This is a genomic window from Roseibium sp. (genome assembly GCF_965232425.1).
Taxonomy (GTDB): domain Bacteria; phylum Pseudomonadota; class Alphaproteobacteria; order Rhizobiales; family Stappiaceae; genus Roseibium.
Genome location: NZ_OZ246971.1, coordinates 343724 through 365183 on the forward strand (window position 1 = coordinate 343724; position 21460 = coordinate 365183).

The 21460-nt window shown below is 61.3% G+C and carries 18 protein-coding genes; 8 read left to right on the plus strand and 10 right to left on the minus strand.

The genetic code is table 11. The annotated features are described in order from the left end of the window. Positions 1-46 precede the first annotated feature (46 nt). Positions 47-1420, minus strand: coding sequence for a homogentisate 1,2-dioxygenase (hmgA, locus tag ACO08A_RS01675; RefSeq protein ID WP_421982076.1), 1374 nt, complete (start codon positions 1418-1420; stop codon positions 47-49). Positions 1421-1643: 223 nt separating this feature from the next. Between hmgA and ACO08A_RS01680 the strand changes: the two genes are divergently transcribed. Continuing rightward, complete coding sequence (locus ACO08A_RS01680; RefSeq protein WP_422039542.1) at positions 1644-1961, plus strand: hypothetical protein; 318 nt, start codon at positions 1644-1646, stop codon at positions 1959-1961. Between the two features lie 27 nt (positions 1962-1988). Here the strand turns inward: ACO08A_RS01680 and ACO08A_RS01685 are convergent, their stop codons facing one another. The 3 genes from ACO08A_RS01685 to ACO08A_RS01695 form a co-directional block, all read right to left on the minus strand. Beyond that, positions 1989-2459 carry a DM13 domain-containing protein gene (locus ACO08A_RS01685; protein WP_422039543.1) on the minus strand — a complete coding sequence of 157 codons (471 nt, stop codon included), beginning with the start codon at positions 2457-2459 and terminating at the stop codon, positions 1989-1991. Positions 2460-2579: 120 nt separating this feature from the next. Further along, a complete protein-coding gene (locus tag ACO08A_RS01690; RefSeq protein ID WP_422041842.1) occupies positions 2580-4055 on the minus strand; it encodes a helicase HerA domain-containing protein in 1476 nt (491 codons plus the stop codon). A 173-nt stretch (positions 4056-4228) separates the two neighbouring features. After that, complete coding sequence (locus ACO08A_RS01695) at positions 4229-4765, minus strand: DUF2867 domain-containing protein (RefSeq protein WP_422039544.1); 537 nt, start codon at positions 4763-4765, stop codon at positions 4229-4231. A gap of 255 nt (positions 4766-5020) precedes the next feature. On the opposite strand from ACO08A_RS01695, the gene ACO08A_RS01700 reads away from it, so the two are divergent. Both ACO08A_RS01700 and ACO08A_RS01705 read left to right on the plus strand, forming a co-directional pair. Then, on the plus strand, positions 5021-6124 hold the full coding sequence (locus ACO08A_RS01700) for an efflux RND transporter periplasmic adaptor subunit (protein WP_422039545.1): 1104 nt from the start codon (positions 5021-5023) through the stop codon (positions 6122-6124). A 15-nt stretch (positions 6125-6139) separates the two neighbouring features. Continuing rightward, positions 6140-9289 carry an efflux RND transporter permease subunit gene (locus tag ACO08A_RS01705; protein WP_422039546.1) on the plus strand — a complete coding sequence of 1050 codons (3150 nt, stop codon included), beginning with the start codon at positions 6140-6142 and terminating at the stop codon, positions 9287-9289. Between the two features lie 102 nt (positions 9290-9391). Here the strand turns inward: ACO08A_RS01705 and ACO08A_RS01710 are convergent, their stop codons facing one another. Continuing rightward, positions 9392-9976, minus strand: coding sequence for a nitroreductase family protein (locus ACO08A_RS01710; protein WP_422039547.1), 585 nt, complete (start codon positions 9974-9976; stop codon positions 9392-9394). Positions 9977-10339: 363 nt separating this feature from the next. Beyond that, entirely contained in the window at positions 10340-11266 is a 927-nt protein-coding gene (locus ACO08A_RS01715; protein WP_422039548.1) for a DMT family transporter, read from the minus strand. 78 nt (positions 11267-11344) lie between these two features. Here ACO08A_RS01715 and ACO08A_RS01720 point away from each other — a divergent pair, with 78 nt between their 5' ends. The 3 genes from ACO08A_RS01720 to trhA all read left to right on the plus strand — a co-directional run bounded on the left by ACO08A_RS01720 (position 11345) and on the right by trhA (position 14415). Beyond that, positions 11345-12298 (plus strand): LysR family transcriptional regulator, encoded by a 954-nt coding sequence (locus ACO08A_RS01720; RefSeq protein WP_422039549.1) that lies wholly within the window; start codon positions 11345-11347, stop codon positions 12296-12298. Between the two features lie 104 nt (positions 12299-12402). Continuing rightward, positions 12403-13755, plus strand: a complete 1353-nt coding sequence (locus ACO08A_RS01725) for an MFS transporter (RefSeq protein WP_422039550.1) — start codon at positions 12403-12405, stop codon at positions 13753-13755. Between the two features lie 15 nt (positions 13756-13770). Further along, on the plus strand, positions 13771-14415 hold the full coding sequence (gene trhA / locus ACO08A_RS01730) for a PAQR family membrane homeostasis protein TrhA (protein WP_421982066.1): 645 nt from the start codon (positions 13771-13773) through the stop codon (positions 14413-14415). A gap of 9 nt (positions 14416-14424) precedes the next feature. On the opposite strand, the gene ACO08A_RS01735 is transcribed toward trhA, so the two are convergent. Next, complete coding sequence (locus tag ACO08A_RS01735) at positions 14425-15123, minus strand: L,D-transpeptidase (RefSeq protein ID WP_422039551.1); 699 nt, start codon at positions 15121-15123, stop codon at positions 14425-14427. A gap of 256 nt (positions 15124-15379) precedes the next feature. Between ACO08A_RS01735 and ACO08A_RS01740 the strand changes: the two genes are divergently transcribed. Further along, the gene (locus ACO08A_RS01740; protein WP_422039552.1) at positions 15380-16447 is read left to right on the plus strand and encodes a dipeptidase; all 1068 of its coding nucleotides are present in this window, start codon (positions 15380-15382) and stop codon (positions 16445-16447) included. A 351-nt stretch (positions 16448-16798) separates the two neighbouring features. After that, entirely contained in the window at positions 16799-17554 is a 756-nt protein-coding gene (locus ACO08A_RS01745; protein ID WP_422039553.1) for a GntR family transcriptional regulator, read from the plus strand. A gap of 124 nt (positions 17555-17678) precedes the next feature. Here the strand turns inward: ACO08A_RS01745 and ACO08A_RS01750 are convergent, their stop codons facing one another. Genes ACO08A_RS01750 through oppB form a run of 3 tightly spaced genes read right to left on the minus strand, consistent with a single transcriptional unit; the run spans position 17679 to position 21374 of the window. Then, on the minus strand, positions 17679-19304 hold the full coding sequence (locus tag ACO08A_RS01750) for an ABC transporter ATP-binding protein (protein ID WP_422039554.1): 1626 nt from the start codon (positions 19302-19304) through the stop codon (positions 17679-17681). Positions 19305-19314: 10 nt separating this feature from the next. Next, a complete protein-coding gene (locus ACO08A_RS01755; RefSeq protein ID WP_422039555.1) occupies positions 19315-20439 on the minus strand; it encodes an ABC transporter permease subunit in 1125 nt (374 codons plus the stop codon). Positions 20440-20450: 11 nt separating this feature from the next. Next, a complete protein-coding gene (oppB, locus tag ACO08A_RS01760) occupies positions 20451-21374 on the minus strand; it encodes an oligopeptide ABC transporter permease OppB (protein WP_319386515.1) in 924 nt (307 codons plus the stop codon). Positions 21375-21460: the final 86 nt, after the last annotated feature.

Below are 21460 nucleotides of genomic sequence, written 5' to 3' on the forward strand. Positions count from 1 at the left end.
TCGTGTTTCAAGGCCCGTGCCCCGGCCAAAGGGCCGGACCGGTTTTTCAACCCTTGTTCCAGGTTCCTTCCGGGGTCCCGTCGAATTTTTTCTCCAGGCTGTCCCAGCAGTCAATGTAATCGTCCTGCAGCGGCGCTTCGCTTGCGGCGAATTCCGTTAGGTGTTGCGGGAACCGTGTTTCGAACATGAACGACATGGTGTTGTCGAGTTTTTCGGCCTTCAGATCCGCGTTGGACGCGCCTTCAAAGGCATTCTTGTCCGGCCCGTGCGGGATCATCATGTTGTGCAGGCTCATGCCGCCCGGAACGAAGCCCTGCGGCTTGGCATCGTACTGCCCATAGATGTTGCCCATCAGCTCCGACATGATGTTCTTGTGGTACCAGGGCGGGCGGAACGTATCTTCCATCACCATCCAGCGCTCCCGGAACAGGACGAAATCGATATTGGCGGTACCCGGCACTCCGGACGGCGCCGTCAGAACGGTGAAGATCGACGGGTCCGGGTGATCGAACAGGATCGCGCCAATCGGGCAATAGTTCCTGAGATCATACTTGCAGGGCGCATAGTTGCCGTGCCAGGCAACGACGTCGAGCGGCGAGTGCCCGATCTTTGTCTGGTGAAACTGGCCGCACCACTTCACGGTCAATACGGAGGCAACCTCGCGGTCCTCGAAGCAGGCGACCGGCGTCTTGAAATCGCGGCGGTTCGCCATGCAGTTGGCCCCGATCGGTCCCCTGCCCGGCAGCTCGAATTTCTGGCCGTAGTTCTCGCAGACGAAACCGCGCGCCGGGCCTTTCACGACCTCGACCCTGTAGACAAGGCCACGCGGAATAATGGCGATTTCCTTGGGCTCCAGCTCGATCACGCCGAGTTCCGTACAAAAGCGCAGAACACCTTCCTGCGGCACGACCAGAAGTTCGCTGTCCGCGGAAAAGAAGTACTCGTCTTCCATGGATTTCGTGACGAGATAGATGTGGCTCGCCATGCCGACCTGGGTGTTGACGTCGCCCGCCGTGGTCATGGTGCGCATGCCCGTCAGCCAGGAAAGCTCCTCCTCGGCATGCGGAACCGGGTCCCAGCGATACTGGCCAAGCGAGATCACGTCCTCGTTGATGTTCGGCGCGCTTTTCCAATAGGGCAGCTCAATCTTTTCAAACCGGCTGGTGTGCTTCACCGACGGACGGATGCGGTAACACCAGGTTCTCTCGTTCTGATGGCTCGGGGCGGTGAACGCGGTGCCGGATAGCTGTTCGCCGTATAGCCCGTAGGCGCATTTTTGCGGGCTGTTCATGCCCTGCGGCAGGGACCCCGGCAGCGCTTCGGTTTCAAAGTCGTTGCCGAAGCCCGGCATGTAGTCGAAGGCTCCGGAATTGTGCCCGTTTCCAGTCAAATCCCGCGTGCTGTCCGTTCTCTGATCCATGATGTCCTCCCGGTCCGGGGCCAAATTAGTTACATATGTAACCAATTTGATATGCAAGTTCAAGAACCATCGGATAGGAATTTTCAGGCCACTGATTTTGCTGAGATTTCCCGCTCGCCGCCGCATCCCCCGTCCCAATCGTCGCGGAATCTGAGGCGCGCCGTCTTGATCAAAAATCGCATTTGAGTTAAATAGAACAAATCAAGAACATTTGAGGTGAGCAATGCAGTTTGTCAGCCCCTTGCAAGGTCAGTATTCCGCTATCCTGCGATCTGAGGCAGCCAGCCGGGAATTGCCGCCGACGACCGATGTCACCCGGTCGGAGGTCACGCAGATGATCGCCTACCTGCGCAAGGCGAAGGACCGAGCGGTTGAGATCCGCGACCGCGCACCGGCGGGCAGCTACATGGAAAACGTTCTGGCCCGGACCATCGACGGCATCACCCTGGAGCTTTCACAGCTGGAATACCTTCTTGCGCTCAAACCTGTCGAAGTGGACCCGTCTGCAGATGCCAAGCGCCGCATGAGGCCGGCGATCTGATCCTTTTGGTTCTTGGCGTAAGGCGTCTCAGCGGTATTTTGCGGCGGTGATGAACTCGCCGAATGCCTCGCACCAGACAAGGACGGTCGTATAGTCGTCGATGCTCACATCCGGCGGAACATCAACGATGAAGCCGTCGAAGGTCTTGATGTCGCCAAGTTGCACCGCCGTATCCTTGAGATCAAGGAAACCTGCTTCGTCCTCAACGAACTCCTTGACGAGATAAAGCTTGTAATCGGGACCGGGAGACAGTTCTCCCGTGTGCACGATCCGATCCGGCGAGAGACTGACCGTGCCCTCGCCCCAGTGCAGGAAGTCGCTGCCTGCAAGGTCCCTTGTCAGGCTCACCTCATATTGCGCGCCCTGGGCCGCCTCCGCCAGAACAGCTTCGTCCGGCCCCTGCGGTTCTGTCAGGATCGGCAGGAAATAGACGCCGAGAGCGAAACCCGCGGCCAGCATGGCGCCATGGGAGCACAGAAGCAGAATCAGCCGGATCATCCTGGGTCCTCTTGATCAATTGCACGTGACTTAGCTGGGAAACACGACGGCCGGTTCAACACAAGGCTGAATGACATTTTCGTGGCTTCCGGTTTATTGCAAACCTCGCAAGAGGTCAGTCTAGGCTGCTGCCTCGTCGCCCGGGGCCGTCTGCCAGCCGAGATCGGTCAGAGTCACGATCCGATTGCCGCGCAGATCCGTCGCGCAGACGAGAAATCCGCGTTCTTCCATGTGGCTCAGGAGCCAGCGGGCCCGTCCCGGGGACCGCGTTCCGTAGGCGGTGGCGATCTCGATGTTGCCGGGGCACGGCGCCTTGGCCAGTGCGGCCTTGGCAAGAAGCAGGTAGACGCCGCGCATGTCGTCGGGCAGTTCGCCCGCGATCAGTTCCGCCTGTGACCAGGCACCGTCATCCATCTCGCCCTTCTCGATGCCCGCACGGGCAACCGAGAGCTTTTCCCGGAAAGCCTGCAGATCGGGCGGTCCGCCTGCGAGCTTGGCAATCCGGCAGCGGACCTGAAAGTCCTGGTAGAGCGTTGCGATCGGCTGAAAGGCCGCCTCCTCGTCTTCCAGAATACCGGCGATGATCTCGGCGATCTTTTCTTCCCGTTCGCCGAAGTCCAGCAGGCTGTCCGCCTGCGGTTCGGCGTCGTCATTCGCCTGTTCGGCACTGGAAAGCCTGTCCAGAACCTCGCCGGTGGAGACGGTGGGTTCCAGGAAGCGGGGTCGTGACGGTGGTGCCTCGCCCACTGCGGGGGTGAAGATCAGATCCTTGGCATCTTCCTTCGGCTGCTCCGGCAACGGCATCAGCTTCGGACTGCCGCCGCGCCCCATGGTCTCCACCGGACCGATCCTGATGGGAACGGGACGCCGCGACAGGGCCGGGCCGAGCGCGATGAAATTGCCCCTGTCGAGATTGCGGAAGCTCTCCGCCTGCCGCCGCTCCATTCCGAGAAGATCGGCCGCACGTGCCATGTCGATATCGAGAAAGGTTCTGCCCATCAGGAAGTTGGACGCTTCGGCGGCGACGTTCTTGGCAAGCTTGGCGAGGCGCTGCGTGGCGATGATGCCGGCCAGCCCGCGCTTCCGGCCCCGGCACATGAGGTTGGTCATGGCTCCGAGCGAGCGCCGGCGCGCTTCTTCCGTCACCTCTCCGGCGGCTGCCGGGGCGAACAGCTGCGCCTCGTCGACGACGACGACCATCGGGTACCAGAGATCCCTTTCCGCATCGAACAGGCCGTCGAGAAAGGTCGCGGCCGCCTTCATCTGGCGGTCCGCGTCGAGGCCTTCCAGGTTGAGAACGACGGAAACGCGGTGCTGGCGGACCCTTCCCGCGATCATCTGCAGATCCTTTTCGGTGCCGACCGCGTCGACGACGACATGACCGAACTTCTCGGCCAGCGACACGAAATCGCCTTCCGGATCGATGATGGCCTGCTGGACCCAGCTTGCGGACTGTTCGAGCAGACGGCGGAGCAGATGCGACTTTCCCGACCCGGAATTGCCCTGAACGAGAAGGCGCGTTGCCAGCAACTCTTCCAGATCGAGCCCGGCGCGCGCGCCGCTCGTCATTTCCCCGATATCGATCTCGACCGTCATGCACACATGATCAGCGCGTTGAAGCGCTGCAATCACTCCGCTCCTGCTCAGCTACTGTCCGCGAGTCAGCACGATTCCGAAATCATTGCAAAGACCGCAGGGGCGAAAACCGGCGTTTTCCCGTACTTCCTCGGTCCGGCAAGAAAAGCCGGCACAATGGCGCGCGGGGATGTTCAGGCTGCCTCGGACAATTCCTGGCGAACCGCGTTATCCAGCACCGAGGAAGCGATTTTCTTGTGAAACGGCAGGATCAACGCAAGGTAGGCGTGGCCGAAGAGATTGTGCCGCTTGCAGCAGGTCGAGGCATAAACGCGCGGCGTCGGCCATTCGCTGCGGAAGATCGACAGCCTGAAATCCTGGTGCCAGTCATCCTCGCCGAGAACGATCTCGTTGTCGCTGACCTGGTAGATCCTGAAGAAGCCGATCCTGTCTCCAGGCTCCCGCTCCGCGACCGGTTTGCCGGACTGTTCGAGCGCGAGTGTCGTCGTGGTCTTCAGCCCGAGCGGCTTCACCAGTGTGTCCCGAAGCGACAGCAGCGCGTTCATCCAGCCAATATCGGCCATCAGCATGTGATCGGCCAGAACACGTATGTCTGCGTTGACGAGATCCTCGCGCCCCTTGAGCGACACGGAAAAGACATCCATGAAATCCCGCGACGAATAATAGGTGTTCAGGCTGCTTTCCGCCGGCAGCTTGTCGGACATGCTCATGACGAATACCCCACTTGTTTCATCGGTGTGGTCTAGCAGATCCGGCGCCCTGTTTCGCCGCGCCGATTGACACACCCGGCGCACCATCGTAACCGGCTGCGATTGTGGATACGCGCAGCCTCAACCCGGCACATCCTAAAATTGTGGATCAGGCCTCAGCCCCACGAAAAATTAAAGTTATTTCAATCGCCCCACCGCGCTTTCCGGTTATGATGCCTTCAAACGACAGAAGACAAGACTTCGGCAGGAGGCGTCATGAAAGCTGCGAAGGTGATGTTGGGGATGGCTGTTGCGCTTGCAGGCGCGCTTCCGGCCGCCGCGCAGGAGAGCGGCTCCGCCGCGCAGAAAGTCACGGTCGCGAAGGTTCAGATGATCACGCCGAACAACAGTTCGCGCTATGTCGGACGGGTCGAGGCGACCAAGACAGTCGATATCGTCGCGCGGGTGGAAGGTTACCTCACGGAGCGCAAGTTCACCGAAGGCGGTTTCGTCAAGCAGGGAGACCTGCTCTACGTCATCGAGAAGGATCTCTACCAGGCAAGCGTAGACCAGTCCAAGGCGACGCTCGAAGGCGCGCAGGCGACGCTGAAGAATTCCCAGATCGAGCTGGAGCGCCAGCGCCAGCTGCTCGCCAAGGGCGATGTTTCCCAGGCCACCTATGACAGCGCCAAGGCGACCATGGACGTCGATCAGGCCAATGTCGACGAGGCGCAGGCCAACCTTGAGACCGCGGACATCAATCTCAGCTACACCGACATCAACAGCCCGATCGACGGACGCATCAGCAAGACCAACGTGAATGTCGGCAATCTGGTGGATTCCAACACCGGAACGCTCGCGACTGTCACGAGCGTCGATCCGATCTATGTCAGCTTCTACATGGGTGAAAAGGACCTGATCAAGGACCGCGAAGCCGGTCTCATCGGCAACGACTCCTCGACCCTTCAGGTCGGCCTGACCCTGACCGATGGCACAAAATATCCCAGTGACGGAAAGATCACCTATGTGGGGACGTCGGTCGAGGAAGGCAGCGATTCCATCGAGCTGCGCGCGACGTTCGACAATCCGAAAAACATCCTGATCCCCGGACAGTTCGTCAATGTCACGGTCGACAGCAAGAACCAGACGGCGGTGGCGGCGATCCCGCAACCGGCGATCCAACTCGATTCCAAGGGCCACTATGTGTACGTCGTCGGCCCGGACAACAAGGTGGAGCGCCGGGACGTGGTTCTGGGCCGCCAGTCCGGCACGCTCTGGGAAGTCACGTCCGGCCTCAAGGACGGTGAACAGGTTGTCGTCTCAGGTCTGCAGCGGATCGGTCCGGACATGACCGTCGATCCCGTCGAAGCCAAAAGCTAAAAGAGACGATCGATCATGCTGTCCAGATTCTTCATCGACCGTCCGAATTTCGCGCTGGTTCTGTCCCTGATCGCCTCGCTGATCGGGGTGATCGCCATCATCCTGATCCCGATTGCGGAATATCCTGATGTCACCCCGCCGCAGGTGGTGGTGAACGCCCAGTATCCGGGGGCCGATTCCGAACTGATCGAAAAATCGGTGGCGATCCCGATCGAGGAACAGGTCAACGGCGTCGACGACATGATCTACATGTCCTCGACAAGCTCCAATGCCGGCACCTACCAGCTCACGATCACGTTCGAGGTCGGCACGGACCCGGATATCGCCGCGGTGAACGTCCAGAACCGGGTCGCGCTGGCGGAGCCGACATTGCCGACAGCGGTCAAGACCCTCGGCGTTGCCACGCAGAAGCAGTCCGCCAACATGCTTCAGGTGATCAACCTCGTCTCCCCGGACGAGAGCCGCGACGCCATCTTCCTGAGCAACTACGCGACGATCAACATGCAGGACCGCCTGTCGCGCCTGCCCGGCGTCGGCAGCGTCTCCCAGTTCGGCCCGCTGGACTACAGCATGCGGGTGTGGATGAACCCGGACCAGATGTCCGCGCTCAATCTGACGGCCGCCGACCTTTCCAACGCGATCCAGGCCCAGAACACGGAGGCGACCGCCGGCCAGATCGGCGGCGCGCCGTTCGCAGGTCCGACCGACCTGCAGTTCACGCTGAAATCCCAGGGGCTTCTGGAGACGACCGAGCAGTTCGGCGATATCGTCGTTTCGGGCGACGCCTCGGGACAGCTGGTGCGGCTGCGCGACGTGGCCCGGGTGGAACTCGGCTCCAGTTCCTATTCGGCCTATTCGGCGCTCAACAACAAGCCGGCCACCTCCATCGCGATCTACCAGAGCCCGGGGGCCAACGCGCTCGACGTGGCGACTGCCGTTGCCGCCGAACTGGAAAAGATGAAGGCGGGTTTCCCGGAAGGCGTCGACTACGAGCTTCTCTACGACATCACCAAGGCTGTGAAGGCCTCGATCGAGGAGATCCTGACGACCCTGGCAATGACCACGGCGCTCGTGGTGTTCGTCGTGTTCATGTTCCTGATGAACTGGCGCGCGGTCATCATTCCGGCCGTTGCCATTCCCGTTTCGCTGCTGGGAACGCTCGCGATCCTCTACCTGATCGGCTTCTCGGCCAACCTCATCACCCTGTTCGGCATCGTCCTGGCGATCACGCTCGTGGTCGACGATGCCATCGTCATCATCGAGAACACCGAACGCATCATGAGCGAAGAGGGTCTTGCGCCGCGCGAGGCGACCCTGAAGGCCATGAGCCAGGTCACCAGCCCGATCGTCGCGACCACCTTCGTGCTGCTGGCGGTGTTCGTACCGGTCTGTTTCTTTCCCGGCATCACCGGGCAGATCTACCTGCAATTCGCGCTGACCATCACCGTCGCGTTCTGCCTGTCGGCCGTCAACGCGCTGACGCTGTCCCCCGTCCTGTGTTCCATGCTGCTGCGCCGCTCGGACACCAAACCGCCGCGTATCCTGGGCTTCTTCGGCACTTTCGTCGACAAGGTGCGCGACGGCTATGTCTGGCTGGTCCGACGCATGATCCGGCACGCATTTCTTTCGCTGCTCATTCTGGTTGGCGCGATTGCCGCAACGGTTTTCATGTTCCGCGAAACGGCAACCGGCTTCATACCGCTTGAAGACAAGGGCGTGCTCTTTGCCAATGTCCAGCTGCCGGACGGGGCGTCCCTGCAGCGCTCCGATGCGCTGGCCAAGGAAATGACCAAGGCCATGCTCGAAGTGGAAGGCGTGAGCGACGTCATCTCGGTCACCGGCTTCAGCATCATCGCCGGCGAAGGGTCGAACTACGTGACCCTGATCCCGATCCTTGCCCCCTGGGACGAGCGCAAGACCAAGGCGACGCTGTGGTACAACATCCTCGGGACGCTGAACGAAAAGCTGTCAGCCTTCGAAGGCGCGATTTCCTTCGTATTCCCGCTGCCGCCGATTGACGGCCTCGGCATCTCCGGCGGCATCGCCGCGCAGATCCAGGACGATGCGGGGGCGAGTGTCGTGGACCTCGGCGCGGTGACGAACTCGGTTTTATCCGCCGCCAACCGGGATCCGGTGTTCCGGCAGGTGTTCAGCTCGCTCTCGGCCAACACGCCGCAATACGAGGTCGATCTCGACCGGGACAAGGCGGAAGCGCTCGGGGTCAATATCAGCGACATCTTCACCGCGCTGCAGGCCAATCTCGGCTCCTACTACGTCAACAACTTCATTCTGGACAGCAAGATTTTCTGGGTGATCCTTGCGTCCGATTCCGAATACCGGCAGACGCTGGACGATGTCGGCAACATCTATGTGCGCGGATCCTCCGGCGACATGATCCCGCTCAGCACGCTGGTCAGCCTCACGCCGGTCGTCGGGCCGCAGAGCGTCACGCGCTACGACATGGCCCGCTCGGCCGCCGTTCAGGGCCTGACCAGCACCGGCCACAGCACCGGCGACGGCATCAAGGCGTTCGAGAAGGCGGCTGCGGAAGTCCTGCCGGACGGGTATTCCATCGAGTGGACCGGCATGTCGCTTCAGGAAATCGAGGCAGGCTCCTACGTCATCTACATTTTCCTGCTGGCCTTCCTGTTCGCCTATCTCTGCCTGGTGGCCCAATATGAAAGCTGGCTGCTGCCGATTGCGGTGATGCTGTCCGCCGTCTTCGCGGTCTGCGGGGCGATGATCCCGCTCTACCTGATCGACGTCCTCAACAACAACATCTATGCCCAGATCGGCATGGTGCTCCTGATCGGTCTCGCCGCCAAGAAGGCGATCATGCTGGTCGAGTTCTCACGCAACTGCCGCGACGAGGGCATGAGCATCGTCGATGCCGCGATCAGCGCCGCCCATACCCGGTTCCGCCCGGTGACCATGACGGGCCTCTGCTTCATCGTCGGCGTGCTGCCGCTGGTGTTCGCCTCCGGCGCCGGCTCCGCCAGCCGCGTCTCCATCGGCCTGCCGGTCTTCGCCGGCATGATCCTCGACAGCACCATCGGCCTGCTGATGATCCCGGTTCTCTACGTGGTGGTTCAGCGGATCCGGGAGAAGTTCGGCCGCAAGCCGGCGGAAACGGGCGAGGATGTGAAGGCCGGGTCGGGGGCTTGATTGGAGCCTGCTGCCTAATGGCAAATGAACGATGAAAGCAAGAAGGGCGAGAGCCGGATTGCCGAACTCGCCCCTTACCGTTCCCGAACTACAGCCTCGGTCTTACCCCCACCTCCCCTCAAACGCGATCTCGCCCAGCGGCTTGCGGGCGCTTGGGACCTCGCGGGCGCGTAAGGTTTCCGGCAGGTCCTCGACCCGGCTGCGCTTGCCGATGGCGATGGCGATTTCGGCCTTGAAGCGGGGCGGGACGCCGAGCTGATCGTGGATTTCGTCGCGTTTGATCCCGGCCATGGCGTGGGTGTGATAGCCCATTTCGGTTGCCTGCAGGGCCGCATTGGCCCAAGCAGCACCGGCATCGAAGGAATGGGTGCCGCTCTTCCGGCTGGGTTTGCCGTCCTTGCCGTCGACTTCCGTGTCGGAGAACAGGAACAGCAGCGCGGAGGCATGCTGCGCCCAGTCGAGATTGAACGGGTTCAGGAGGTTGAGAAGCGTGTCCCAGCCCTCCCCGCCGCGCCGGGCGTAAACAAAGCGCCAGGGCTGGATGTTGAAGGCGGACGGGGCCCAGCGCGCGGCTTCCAGGATCGTTTTCAGATCCGCGTCCGGCATCTCGGACCGGTCGAAGGACCGGGGTGACCAGCGGTTGACAATGAGGTCGTGAACGGGGTGGTCGGGATTGCGGGCAGTCATCAGTCTTCTCTCCAAAACGCTTCCGGGCTTCTCATACCAACCGTCATAGATAGAAACCCATTTCACCGGGATTATTTTGCCACAAGGCAAGGCGCGGTTTGCGCGCTAGTGCCGGCACTTCAAGCAAATCGCAACGCAGCATTGGGGCAAAAGAACCCGGCCTCCGGTGGCATGAAACCGGCCATCGGCTGCGTTGCGGCGCTTGCCCGATGCGCCGGCATCGCGCTGCGCACCACGCCTGGCCGAGTGGACCGGTTTGATGCCATGAAATGGGTTCTATCTATGAAGGTTGGTATTTAAACGGGTCGCGCAGGAGATAGTCACTTTTTATCTTTATATCAAGATACTTTTTATTGGGATAAATTAGCCGGCCTGGATCGCCTGCCGTTTGCCTGCCGGCTCAGGGGCCGGAGCGGGTGCGGGCGCAACGAGGATGGCGGAGAGCACAAGCACCGCGCAGACAAGTTCCACCAGCCCGAAGGCCTCGCCGAAAATCAGCCAGCCGATCAGGAACATGGTCGGCAACTCGAAACTGCCCGCAGCCGCGGTTCTGATCGGCCCGATCTTCTGACAGGCGATCGTGTACATGATCTGCGGGATCAGCGCGGTAACGAGGCCCATCAGAACGATCAGCCAGAGTTCGTTGAAGGAGGACGGCAAGACCGAGCCACCGCCCTCGAAGAGGGCAAGCGGCAAAAGGCCTGCAATGGCTCCGATCAGGGTGCAGACGGCGCGTTCCATCGGATTGAGATCGCCGCCCATGCCGCTCAGGACGACAATCAGGAAGCCGAAGGCGATCGGCGCGGGAATGGCCCAGATGAGGGCCGAAAGCGCCTCGGGCGACAGCGTTGCCGGGTCCAGGAGAAGAGCTGCTGCGCCAAGCACAAGGCCGATCGCCGCGAAGGTTCTCCAGGTGAGAGCCTGCCGCAGAAGGACCAGTGCGAACAGGGCCGCGAAGGCCGGATAGGACATGTAAACGACACCGACGGCGGCAAGCGGCGCCTTGCTGATCGCCTCCAGATAGCCGATGACGCTGAGCCCGACGACCGCCCCGGCGCCCGCAAGCAGCAGCGCCTTGCCGCGTTTGTGCCGTTCTCGCGGCAGGAACGGCAGCAGGACCAGCACCGAAATGGCGTATCTGTAGAGTGCGATGGTCGCCGGACCTGTGCCCAGCCCCTGCAGTTCGCGCACGAAGACGGGCACGAGACCGAAGCCGACCGCCGTCACGACAATGACAAGCGTGGCGGCGGCGGGCGTGAGTTCGAAACGGGGCACGGTGAAGACTGACATGTTTCTTCGATAGCGCGCCTTTGCACATAAATAAAATTCTTAGTTTTCATTCTCTTCATGAAATGATTTCATGGGTGAATGATACCGAAACTTGCCATTCATCACCTCACCCTGCTTGCCGCCCTCAGTGAGACCGGCAGCATGACCGTTTCCGCGTCGCGCCTCGGCATCACCCAGTCAGCCGCCTCGCACAGGTTGCGCGAAGCGGAACGCAGGATCGGAGTGTCCCTGGTTCAACGGGGAGATGCCGGGCTGCAGCTGACACCGGAAGGCGAACGCCTCAGGCGGCTGGGGGACAGCTTTCTGGCCGAGCTTTTCCGGCTGGAACAGGACATCGAAGCCTCCGCGCAGGAAAAGCGTCTGCTGGTCCGGCTGGGCCAGGCAACCTACAGCCGCTACCACTGGCTGCCGGCCTTTCTCGACTATCTTGAACGGGAAGACCGGCGCCTCACGGTGGATCTGTCGGGAAACGCGACGGCGCGGCCGCTTGCCTCCCTCATCGACGGGTCGGTCGATGTCTCGCTTGTCTTCGGCCGCGCGCCCGCGCAGGGCCAGTTCACGTCTTCGAAGCTGGGGCCCGATCCGATCGTCGCCGTCATGTCGGCCAATCATCCGCTGGCCGGCGAGCCCGTGGTCAACAGCATCAACATGGGCGATGAGCGCTTCTTCGTCTATCCGCTGACGGCGGAACCGGGATTTGACTGGACCGCGCTGCTGGGCGCACCGGTCGAGCCGTTCCGGCGGATGACCGCGATGCCGACCCCGGAAGCCGTCATCGACCTTGTGCGGGCCAATTTCGGCGTCGCCATCTTCAGCCAATGGGCCATCGAACCGGAACTGGCCGACGGTACGCTGGTCGCGCGTCCGATCGCGGAGGAAGGCATCTCGCTCGACTGGTGGTGCGTCAGGCGCAGCTCCGACCCCGATGACGGCCCGGCGGCCCGGCTTTCCGACGCGCTGGTGTCCTGGAGCCGGCGGTCCGACCGGGCCCTGTCGACGCTCGGTTTCGGCGGAGGCGCGCCAGCCGGCTGAGGCCGATGCCAAGAAACTGCTTTGCGCCGCTCCCGATGCTGACCTAAGCTGCGGGAAACGTTTTTGTAAAAGATGATTGCGAACGACAGGGAGACGATTGTTACATGGCCCTAGCCGAAAAGGAGCGCAAGCGCGGCCTGGTCCTGGCGGTGGGCTGCCTCGGCGGTCTGGTGATGCTGGACGAAACGGTTCTCGGCGTGTCGCTCCCCGCCATTCGCGAGCATTTTCATCTTTCGGCGACCACGACACACTGGATCATCAACGCCTACATGCTGGCATTCACCTGCTTTGCGGCCGTCGGCGGCAAGGCGATCGATCTCTTCGGGTTCCGGCCGACCCTCATTGTCTGCAGCGTGATCTTCGCCGTTGCAAGTCTTGTTGCCGGTTTCGCCGACAGCATCGCCATGCTGATTTCCATGCGCGTCGTCCAGGGACTTTGCGCCGCAGTGATGTTTCCGATGACGCTTGCCGCCGCAACCCTGACCTTCGACGAGAACGAACGCGGCCGGGCCATCGGCACACTTGCGGCAATGGCGACCATTTTCCTTGCCGCCGGACCGCTGGTCGGCGGCATTCTGACGGACTTCCTGTCGTGGAGATGGGTCTTCTGGATCAATGTCCCGATCGTTGCGGCCGGAAGCGCCCTCGCCTGCATCCTGTGGCGCAATCCGGAGCACCCGCGGCCGCGACCGGTCGTCGATCCCATTGGCCTGGTTCTGCTGCTCATCGGCCTGACAGCGCTCATCTTCGGATTGATGGAAGGTCCGGATTTCGGCTGGGTCTCGCCCGTCATCATCCCGACCATTCTCGGCGGCATCGCGTTCCTCGGCATTTTCATCTATTTCGAAGCGAAGGACGACAAGCCGCTGATCGACGTGCGGCTGTTCAAGCTGCCGCCGTTTCACGCCAGCACGCTGATTATTCTCCTGACCCAGATGAGCAAGATCGTGGTTGCGATCTACGTGCCGCATTTTCTGCAGCTCGAAATGTCCTACAGCGCGCTTTGGGCTGGCATCGGAACGGTGATCGCAGTGCTGCCCATGCCGATCCTCGCCGCGCCTGCGGGCAAGTTCTCCGACAAGTACGGCTCCCGCAAACCGGTGCTTGTCGCCATGGCGCTTCTGTCCGTTTCAACGATCCTCATCGGCCTCATGATGCTCCTGGACAATTACTGGCTGCTGGCACCGGCACTGCTCCTGTGGGGCATTTTCCTCCCCGTTGCGATGATCCCGACCGGGCGCATCACCGCCAATTCCGTGCCGCGGGACAAGCAGGGCGAAGTCAGCGGATTGATCATCACGGCACGCCTCGTCGGCGGAACGCTCGGCGTGACCCTCGGCAGTGTCCTCCTTGCCATGGGAGCGGATTTCACGTCGATCTTCGTGACCATGGGCGTTCTGCTCGCCCTCTCCTGCGCCTACAGCTCGATTGCGCTGGAACATGATGACGCCAAGTGATCGGAGACCGCCCGGATGACGGAGTTCAGACCGCAGAGCCTCGCAGAGCTGATCGCCGACGGTGCAATCCATGTGATCGGCATCTGCCTCGGCCTGACCGCGACCGTCATCCTTGCGGTCACGCTCTGGCACAACGATGACCCCACCCGCCAGGTCACGGTGATGATCTATGCCGCCTGCCTGATGGCAATGCTGATCTGCTCCGCGCTCTACAACATGCTCGCCAAGGACCACAAATCCGGCATCCTTCGGCGGCTGGACCATGCCGCGATCTTCCTCATGATCGCCGGCACCTATACGCCGCTTGCCGCGGTCATCATTGGCGGCTGGACCGGCGGCATCCTGCTGGCGACGGTGTGGACCGGCGCCATCACGGGCGCGATCCTGAAACTGGTGCGCCTTTCAAAGGCGGAGAAACTCTCCGTGCCGATCTATCTCGGTCTCGGCTGGGTGGTTGTCTTCGCGGCCAATCCCCTGATTGAACGCGCGTCCATGTTCGGGCTTTGCATGATCCTGGCCGGCGGTCTGCTCTACACAATTGGCACCGTCTTCTACGCCTGGAAACGGCTGCCGTTCCAGAACGCGATCTGGCATGCCTTCGTGCTCGCCGCAGCGGTCTGCCACTTCGGCGCCGTTCTGCACGATGTCGCGCTGACCTGAGAATAGGGCCTAGGCCGCGTCCGCGTTCGGGTCCTCACTCAGGACCACGACCTTGGTCCTCAGCGGCACGCGGTTGAACAGGTCGATCACGTCCTGCTGCCACATCCGGATGCATCCCGAGGAAACGCTCTTGCCGATCGAAGACGGTTGGTTAGTGCCATGGATACGGTAGAGCGTATCGACCGGTCCCTGCCAGAGATCCATCGCGCGGGCTCCCAGCGGGTTCTTGAGCCCCGGCGGATAGCCCTTTTCCCAATAGCGTTCGAGTGACGGCTTGCGCGCGATCATCTCGCGTGGAGGGCGCCAGATCGGGTGCTCGCGCTTGACGCGCACAAGGGCCTCGCCGGACCAGTCGAAGCCTGCGCGGCCGACACCGATCCCGTAGCGTAACGCCTTCTTGTTGCCGAGTGTCCAGTAGAGGTAGTTGTTGTAAGGGTCGACGATGATCGTTCCCGGCATTTCACGGGTCTTGTACTCCACGACCTGGCGCAAGTAGCTCTCGTCGAAATTCTTGTAGTTGATCGCCGGCCAGGTGAAATCGCCGTCCGGCAGCGCCGCATAGGCAGATGCGTAGTCGAAATCCTCGTCAGGCAGCTCCGCCTGATCGGGCAGCCCGACAGCCGTTTGACAACCGGCAAGCGCCCCGCCAGCCAGGAGCAGGCTTCCCGTCAGGATCGAGCGGCGTGACAACCCAGGTCTTTCCACCAATTCCGTATCCTCGTTCACCAACGGCGCGCGCGCCGCGTAACATATCAACAAACCGGCCCCCTTCTTGGGCCAGCTTTGCACGAGTTTCAAGTCACATTCGCTCCAGATTCAATACTCATTCATCCCCGCCGGTTCATTCAAATGAACAGGTCCTGACCCGGGAGCCTTACAATCCGCGTCTGATTGACTAGATTGATATCTGAAGATTCCATTTCCCTTCCGCCTTTCGGCCTGCCAGCAACTTCAAGGACACTTCGTGCAAAACGAGACTTCACCGCGCCGGTTCCCGGTTTTCGACGGCCATAACGATACGCTGCTCAAACTGGAGATAGACGCGATCAAGGGGACCGAGCGCAGTTTCTTCGACCGCTCGGAAAGAGGGCATATCGACGCCGTGCGCGCCAAGGAGGCCGGATTTTCCGGCGGCCTGTTCGCCATGTTCGTCCCCTCGAACCCGGACCAGGACTTCTCCAAGCCCTTCAATCCCAACGATCCCGTCAATTTTCAGGAAGTTCCCCAGAAGCAGGCCCTCGACTTCACGATGCGGATGCTGGAGCGTGCCGAACAGATCGAGGCCGCGTCCCAGGGTGATGTCGTGATCTGCAGGTCCGCGGAAGAGAACCTGGCGGCCGTCGAGGCCGGCAAATTGGCCATCAGCCTCCATATCGAAGGCGCCGAGGCGATCGACACCGGCTTTCTGGCTCTTGAAGACCTCTACAATCGCGGGCTTCGGTCGCTCGGGCTGGTGTGGAGCCGGGAAAATGCCTTTGGCTCCGGCGTACCGATGGCCTTTCCGGCCTCTCCCGACACAGGTCCGGGGCTGACATCCGCCGGACGCGCGCTCGTTCAGGAATGCAACAAGCTCGGGATCCTGCTCGATGTTTCCCATCTCAATGAAAAAGGCTTCTGGGATCTGGCGGGTATCACGGACAGGCCGATCGTCGCCAGCCATTCAAACGTTCACGCCATTTGCGAAAGCAGCCGCAACCTGACGGACAGGCAACTGGACGCCATCAGGGAAAGCGAAGGACTGGTCGGCGTCAATTTCCACGTCGCCTTCCTGCGCCCGGACGGAAAACACCAGAAGGACACGCCGCTTGAGACCGTCGCGGATCATGTCGCCCGTCTTGTCGACCATCTTGGCGCCGATCACGTGGGGCTCGGTTCCGATTTCGACGGTTGTCTGCCGCCCGAAGGTCTGAGCGACGTGACCGGTCTGCCGTCCCTCTTCGACGTGCTGCGCGAACGGGGTTTTGACGATGCGACGCTGGAAAAGATCGCCTACCGAAACTGGATCTCCATGCTTGAAAAATCGGCGGAGTGAGCAGAGACGATCTGCGGAAGGCCGGACGAGACCGTCAAATCGGTCAAGGCTAACGGGCGCCGAGTCGCGGGCTGCGCGGTTTTCATCAGTACTTTTACCGCTCGCGAAATTGTCAGTTGAGATCGGCGAAAATGCCTGGACAGGCGCTCCGCAAACGGACAAGCAGGTCCACATGGACCGAAATTGACGGCGCTTGCCGCGCTTATCGGCAAATTTGACCACCGAGGCCCATTGACCATGCGCGCAAAGGTGGCAGACACTCGGCTGAGCGGGAGACACTTGAAAACAATCCCGTGTTTGGCCTCGAGGCAATGCAACAAAAGAAATCGACGCCGGTGTGGGGGCAACGACGTGACCATTCGAAGTGCTGCGAACAATGCTTCGCACGAGAAAGACGCATTCGGCGAGAAGCGCGGCCGAAAATCGGAATCCGTCTTTCAGGACCTGAAGGGCCGCATTCTGACCGGCGAGCTCAAGTCGGACAGCGCAATGACGGAGCAGTCCCTGGCACAGGAATATGCCTGTTCACAGAGCACCATCCGGGAAGCCCTTATGCTTCTGCAGGAATGCGGTCTGGTCGTTCGGAAGGGATACCAGGGCACTTTCGTGACCGATCCTTCCGTCGCCGAGGCGATCCTTCTCCTGCGGCTCAGAATCAATACCGAGGTGGCGGGCATTACCGAAGCGGCCAAGGTGATCACGCCGGAGCAGGTCGCGGAGCTGCGGGACCTTGACCGGCAGTTCATGGAAGCGCGCAGCCAAAGGGATATCTATAGCTGCGCGGAGATCGACCGGGAATTCCATTTGCAGATTTTCAGATTTGCAGGAATGTCCGCGCTGGAACCAATACTGGTCAGAACCCTGGTCATGCTCCAGAAGATCACGCTGGCGACGCCGAGACCGGACGATGCCTGGACCCATCCGAACATCGTCAAGCACAACCGTATCCTGGACGCGCTTGAAGCCCGGGACATTGATGCGGCTGTCAGCGCGCTCAAATCGCATGTCTTTTCAAGCGTCACCCTGCTGGCGCCGCAGTTCTACGGGCAGGATACGGCCAAGCTGCAGGCGCAGCACGAACCCGACCTCATCCCGGCATCCCTTTAGGACTTTTCTTGTGCCCCGGGCTACGGCCTCATCCATGGGAGGTGGGTCCTGACCCTAGTCACCTGAGTTTGAAGTTCGCTTCGCAGACTGCTGCAGCAATGATGCGAACTTCAAATTCACCGCACTAGGCCGTTTCCCTCATGTGCTTCTGGGTCAGCATTGCGGCTCCGACCAGTTCCTTCGTGTAGTCCTGTTTCGGGTCTTCGAAGATCGCGTCCGCCGGACCGGCTTCAACCACCTTGCCGCGCTGCATTACCATGACCGTGTCCGACAGGGCCCTGACAACGGCAAGATCGTGGGAAATGAACAGGTAGGTCAGTCCGTGTGCCGTCTGCAGGTCGCGCAGTAGCTCGACAACCTGCTTCTGGATGGTGCGGTCAAGAGCCGAAGTCGGTTCGTCCAGCACCACGAATTCCGGCTTCAGAACCATCGTGCGCGCAATCGCGATGCGTTGACGCTGACCGCCCGAGAATTCGTGCGGGTAACGGTTCCGCATCACCGGATCGAGAGAGACTTCTTCCAGCGCCTGGCAGGCGCGCCTGTCCCGGTCCTGTGCGCTGAGTGACGGTTCATGTACGAGCAAACCTTCGGAGATGATCTGGCCGACGGTCATCCGGGGACTGAGCGAACCGAACGGGTCTTGGAAAATCAGCTGCATGTCCTTGCGCAGGGCGCGCATGGCGCTCCGGTCCAGCCCGGAAATCTGCTTGCCGTGAAAGACAACGCGCCCGCCGGCCGGCAACAGGTTCAGGATCGCACGTCCGAGCGTCGACTTGCCGGAACCGCTTTCGCCGACGATCCCGAGCGTCTGTCCCTTGCGCAGGGAAAAACTGATGTTGTCGACCGCCCGCAGCACGTGTTTGGGCTGAAGGAAGCCGGAATCCAGTTCAAACTCCACCTCGACCTTCTGTGCCTCCAGCAGAACCGGGGTGCTGTCCGGCACCGGCGGCTTGTGTCCGGTCGGTTCCGCATCCAGCAGCATCTTCGTGTAGGGATGCTCGGGCTGCGTGAAGATCTTCTGCGTGTCGCCGTTTTCGACGACGTCACCGGTCTTCATCACATAGACCCGGTCCGAGATCCGGCGGACGATGCCCAGATCATGCGTGATGAAGATGACCGCCATCCCGAGACGCTTCTGCAGATCGCGAAGCAGATCGAGGATCTGCGCCTGCGTAGTGACATCAAGCGCCGTGGTCGGCTCGTCGGCAATCAGGACATCCGGGTCATTGGCGAGCGCCATGGCGATCATGACGCGCTGGCGCTGGCCGCCCGACATCTCGTAGGGATACGCCTTGATCTTGCGCTCCGGTTCTGGAATGTTCACCAGCTTCAGAAGCTCCAGCGCCTTCGCCCTTGCCGCCTTCCAGGACAGGCCCCCGTGAACGACCATGGGCTCGGACAACTGACGGCCGATGGTGTAGAGCGGGTCGAGCGATGTCATCGGTTCCTGAAAGATCATGGTGATCTTCTCACCGCGGACCTTGTTCAATTGCGCGACAGACAGACCGAGAATGTTGCGCCCTTCGTAGATCACCTCGCCCTGCGTGCGGCCATTGGAGGCGAGAAGCCCCATGGCCGCCATCATGGTCTGGCTTTTTCCCGAGCCGCTTTCCCCGACAATCGCCACTGTCTCGCCGGCCTCGACATGAATATCGACGCCGCGCACCGCGTTCACTGTCCCGGTCGCGGTTTCGAAATCGACTTTCAGGTCCCGGATGGCGAGGACGGTTTTCTGTGTTTCGTTGCTCATGCCGCTCTCCTCACCGGTCTTTCGGATCCAGCGCATCGCGCAGGCCGTCGCCGATGAAATTCAGCGCGAACAAGGTCGATGTCAGGAAGATGGACGGGAAGATGAGCATCCAGGCCGCGCCCTGAAGGTTGCGCGCGCCCTCGGAGATCAGGACACCCCAACTCGTCATCGGCTCCTGGATACCGAGGCCCAGGAACGACAGGAAGCTCTCTAGAAGAATGACTTTCGGCACGAGCAGCGTCATGTAGACCACCACCGGGCCCAGGGTGTTCGGGATGACGTGCCGGCGCAGGATACCGCCGTCGTCGACACCCATGGCTTCGGCAGCCTGAACGTATTCCTGGCGTTTGATCGTCAGCGTCTGTCCGCGCACGATGCGGGCCATGTCAAGCCACTCGACCGCACCGACCGCGATGAACATCAGGATGAAGTTCCGGCCGAAAAAGACCACCAGCATGATGACGAAGAAAATGAAGGGCAGCGAATAGAGGATGTCGACAACGCGCATCATCATCTGGTCGACGCGCCCGCCCATGTAACCCGATGTGGCGCCGTAGATGACACCGATCGAAATGGCGACCACGGTGGCCAGCAACCCGATCGTCAGGGACACGCGCCCGGCGATGAAGGTTCTCGTCATCATGTCGCGGCCGTTCGCATCCGTGCCGAAATAAAAGTGCATGTAGTTGATGTCGGCGCGTATCGTTGCCGAAAGGCCGTCGCCGGCAAGGTCGGTCAGCTGCGTGTCCTTAAACAGGTTGCTCCGGTCGAAATAGCGCGTGGCACGCGGGTCGATCTCGCGTTTGGAGGTCACGTTGGCAACGACCGTATCTCCCTCCCGCTCGTAGCTCTCCACGGTCATGCGGGCCCGCTTGGCCACCGACATGAAAGCCGGCTCGACCTGTTCCGGCCGCGGATAGGCCTCGAGGCTCGCTGGAACCTTGACGTAGTCCCGGTAGACCGTATCGAACTGGTGCGGCGACAGGACCGGACCGAGGATCGACAACAGTGCAATCGCCGCGAGCACGACCATGCTCACGACGGCCGCCCGGTTCGCCAGCAGGCGGTCACGAGCGTCGTCCCACAGGGAGCGACCTTTTTCGGGAACCGTGTTGTTATCTGCCGTAATCGTCATGGCCGGCCCCCTCAGTCGTAGCGCACGCGCGGATCAAGCAATGCGTAAAGCAGATCCACGATGAGGTTGAAGAGAATGACGAAACAGGCAACGACGACGACCGTTCCCATCACGAGCGTATAGTCGCGGTTGAGCGCACCCTGGACGAAATACCGGCCGATACCCGGAATTCCGAATATGGTTTCGATGACGACAGAGCCTGTCAGGAGCGCGGCGGCTGCCGGCCCGAGATAGGAGACGACCGGGAGGATGGCGCCGCGCAGGGCGTGAACCACGATCACCATGTATCCGGTCAGGCCGTAGGCTCTTGCCGTACGGACGTGATTGGAGCGGAGCGCCTCGATCATCGACCCCCGGGTCAGGCGTGCGACCACGGCCACCTGCGGCAAGGCAAGCGTGACGACCGGCAGGATCACGTTCACGAACGCGCCTCCGTTCCATCCGCCCACCGGCAACCAGCCCAGCCAGACACCCAGGATCAGCGTAAGGATCGGCGCCACGACGAAATTCGGAATGGTGACGCCAAGGGTCGCTGCGGCCATGACCGTGTAGTCGGTCGCCTGGTTCTGACGCAGGGCTGCAATCACACCAAGCGTTCCGCCGACGACCAGTGCCAGGCACAGGGCCGACAAGCCGAGCTGGATCGAAATCGGCAGGCTCTGGGCGAAGAGTTCGTTGATCGAAAAATCACGGAAGTAGAAGCTCGGTCCGAAATCCAGCTGCGCGATGCTCTTGAGGTAGAGCAGGTACTGGTTCCACAGCGGTTCGTCGAGGTGATAGATCTTGTTCAGATTCTCCATCACCTTTGCCTCGAGCGGACGTTCCAGGTCAAAAGGTCCGCCCGGCGCGATCCGGATGAGGAAAAAGGAAATTGTAACGATCAGAAAGAGGGTCGGGATTGCGCTGAGCAATCGACCGAGCACGTAGCGGTGCATAAGCTCTGCCCCTGTTGGTGTGCCGGCGGTCTTCCGGTGCCGCCTTTGCAAAGAACCGGCAGGAAATCTCCTGCCGGTTCCAGTGT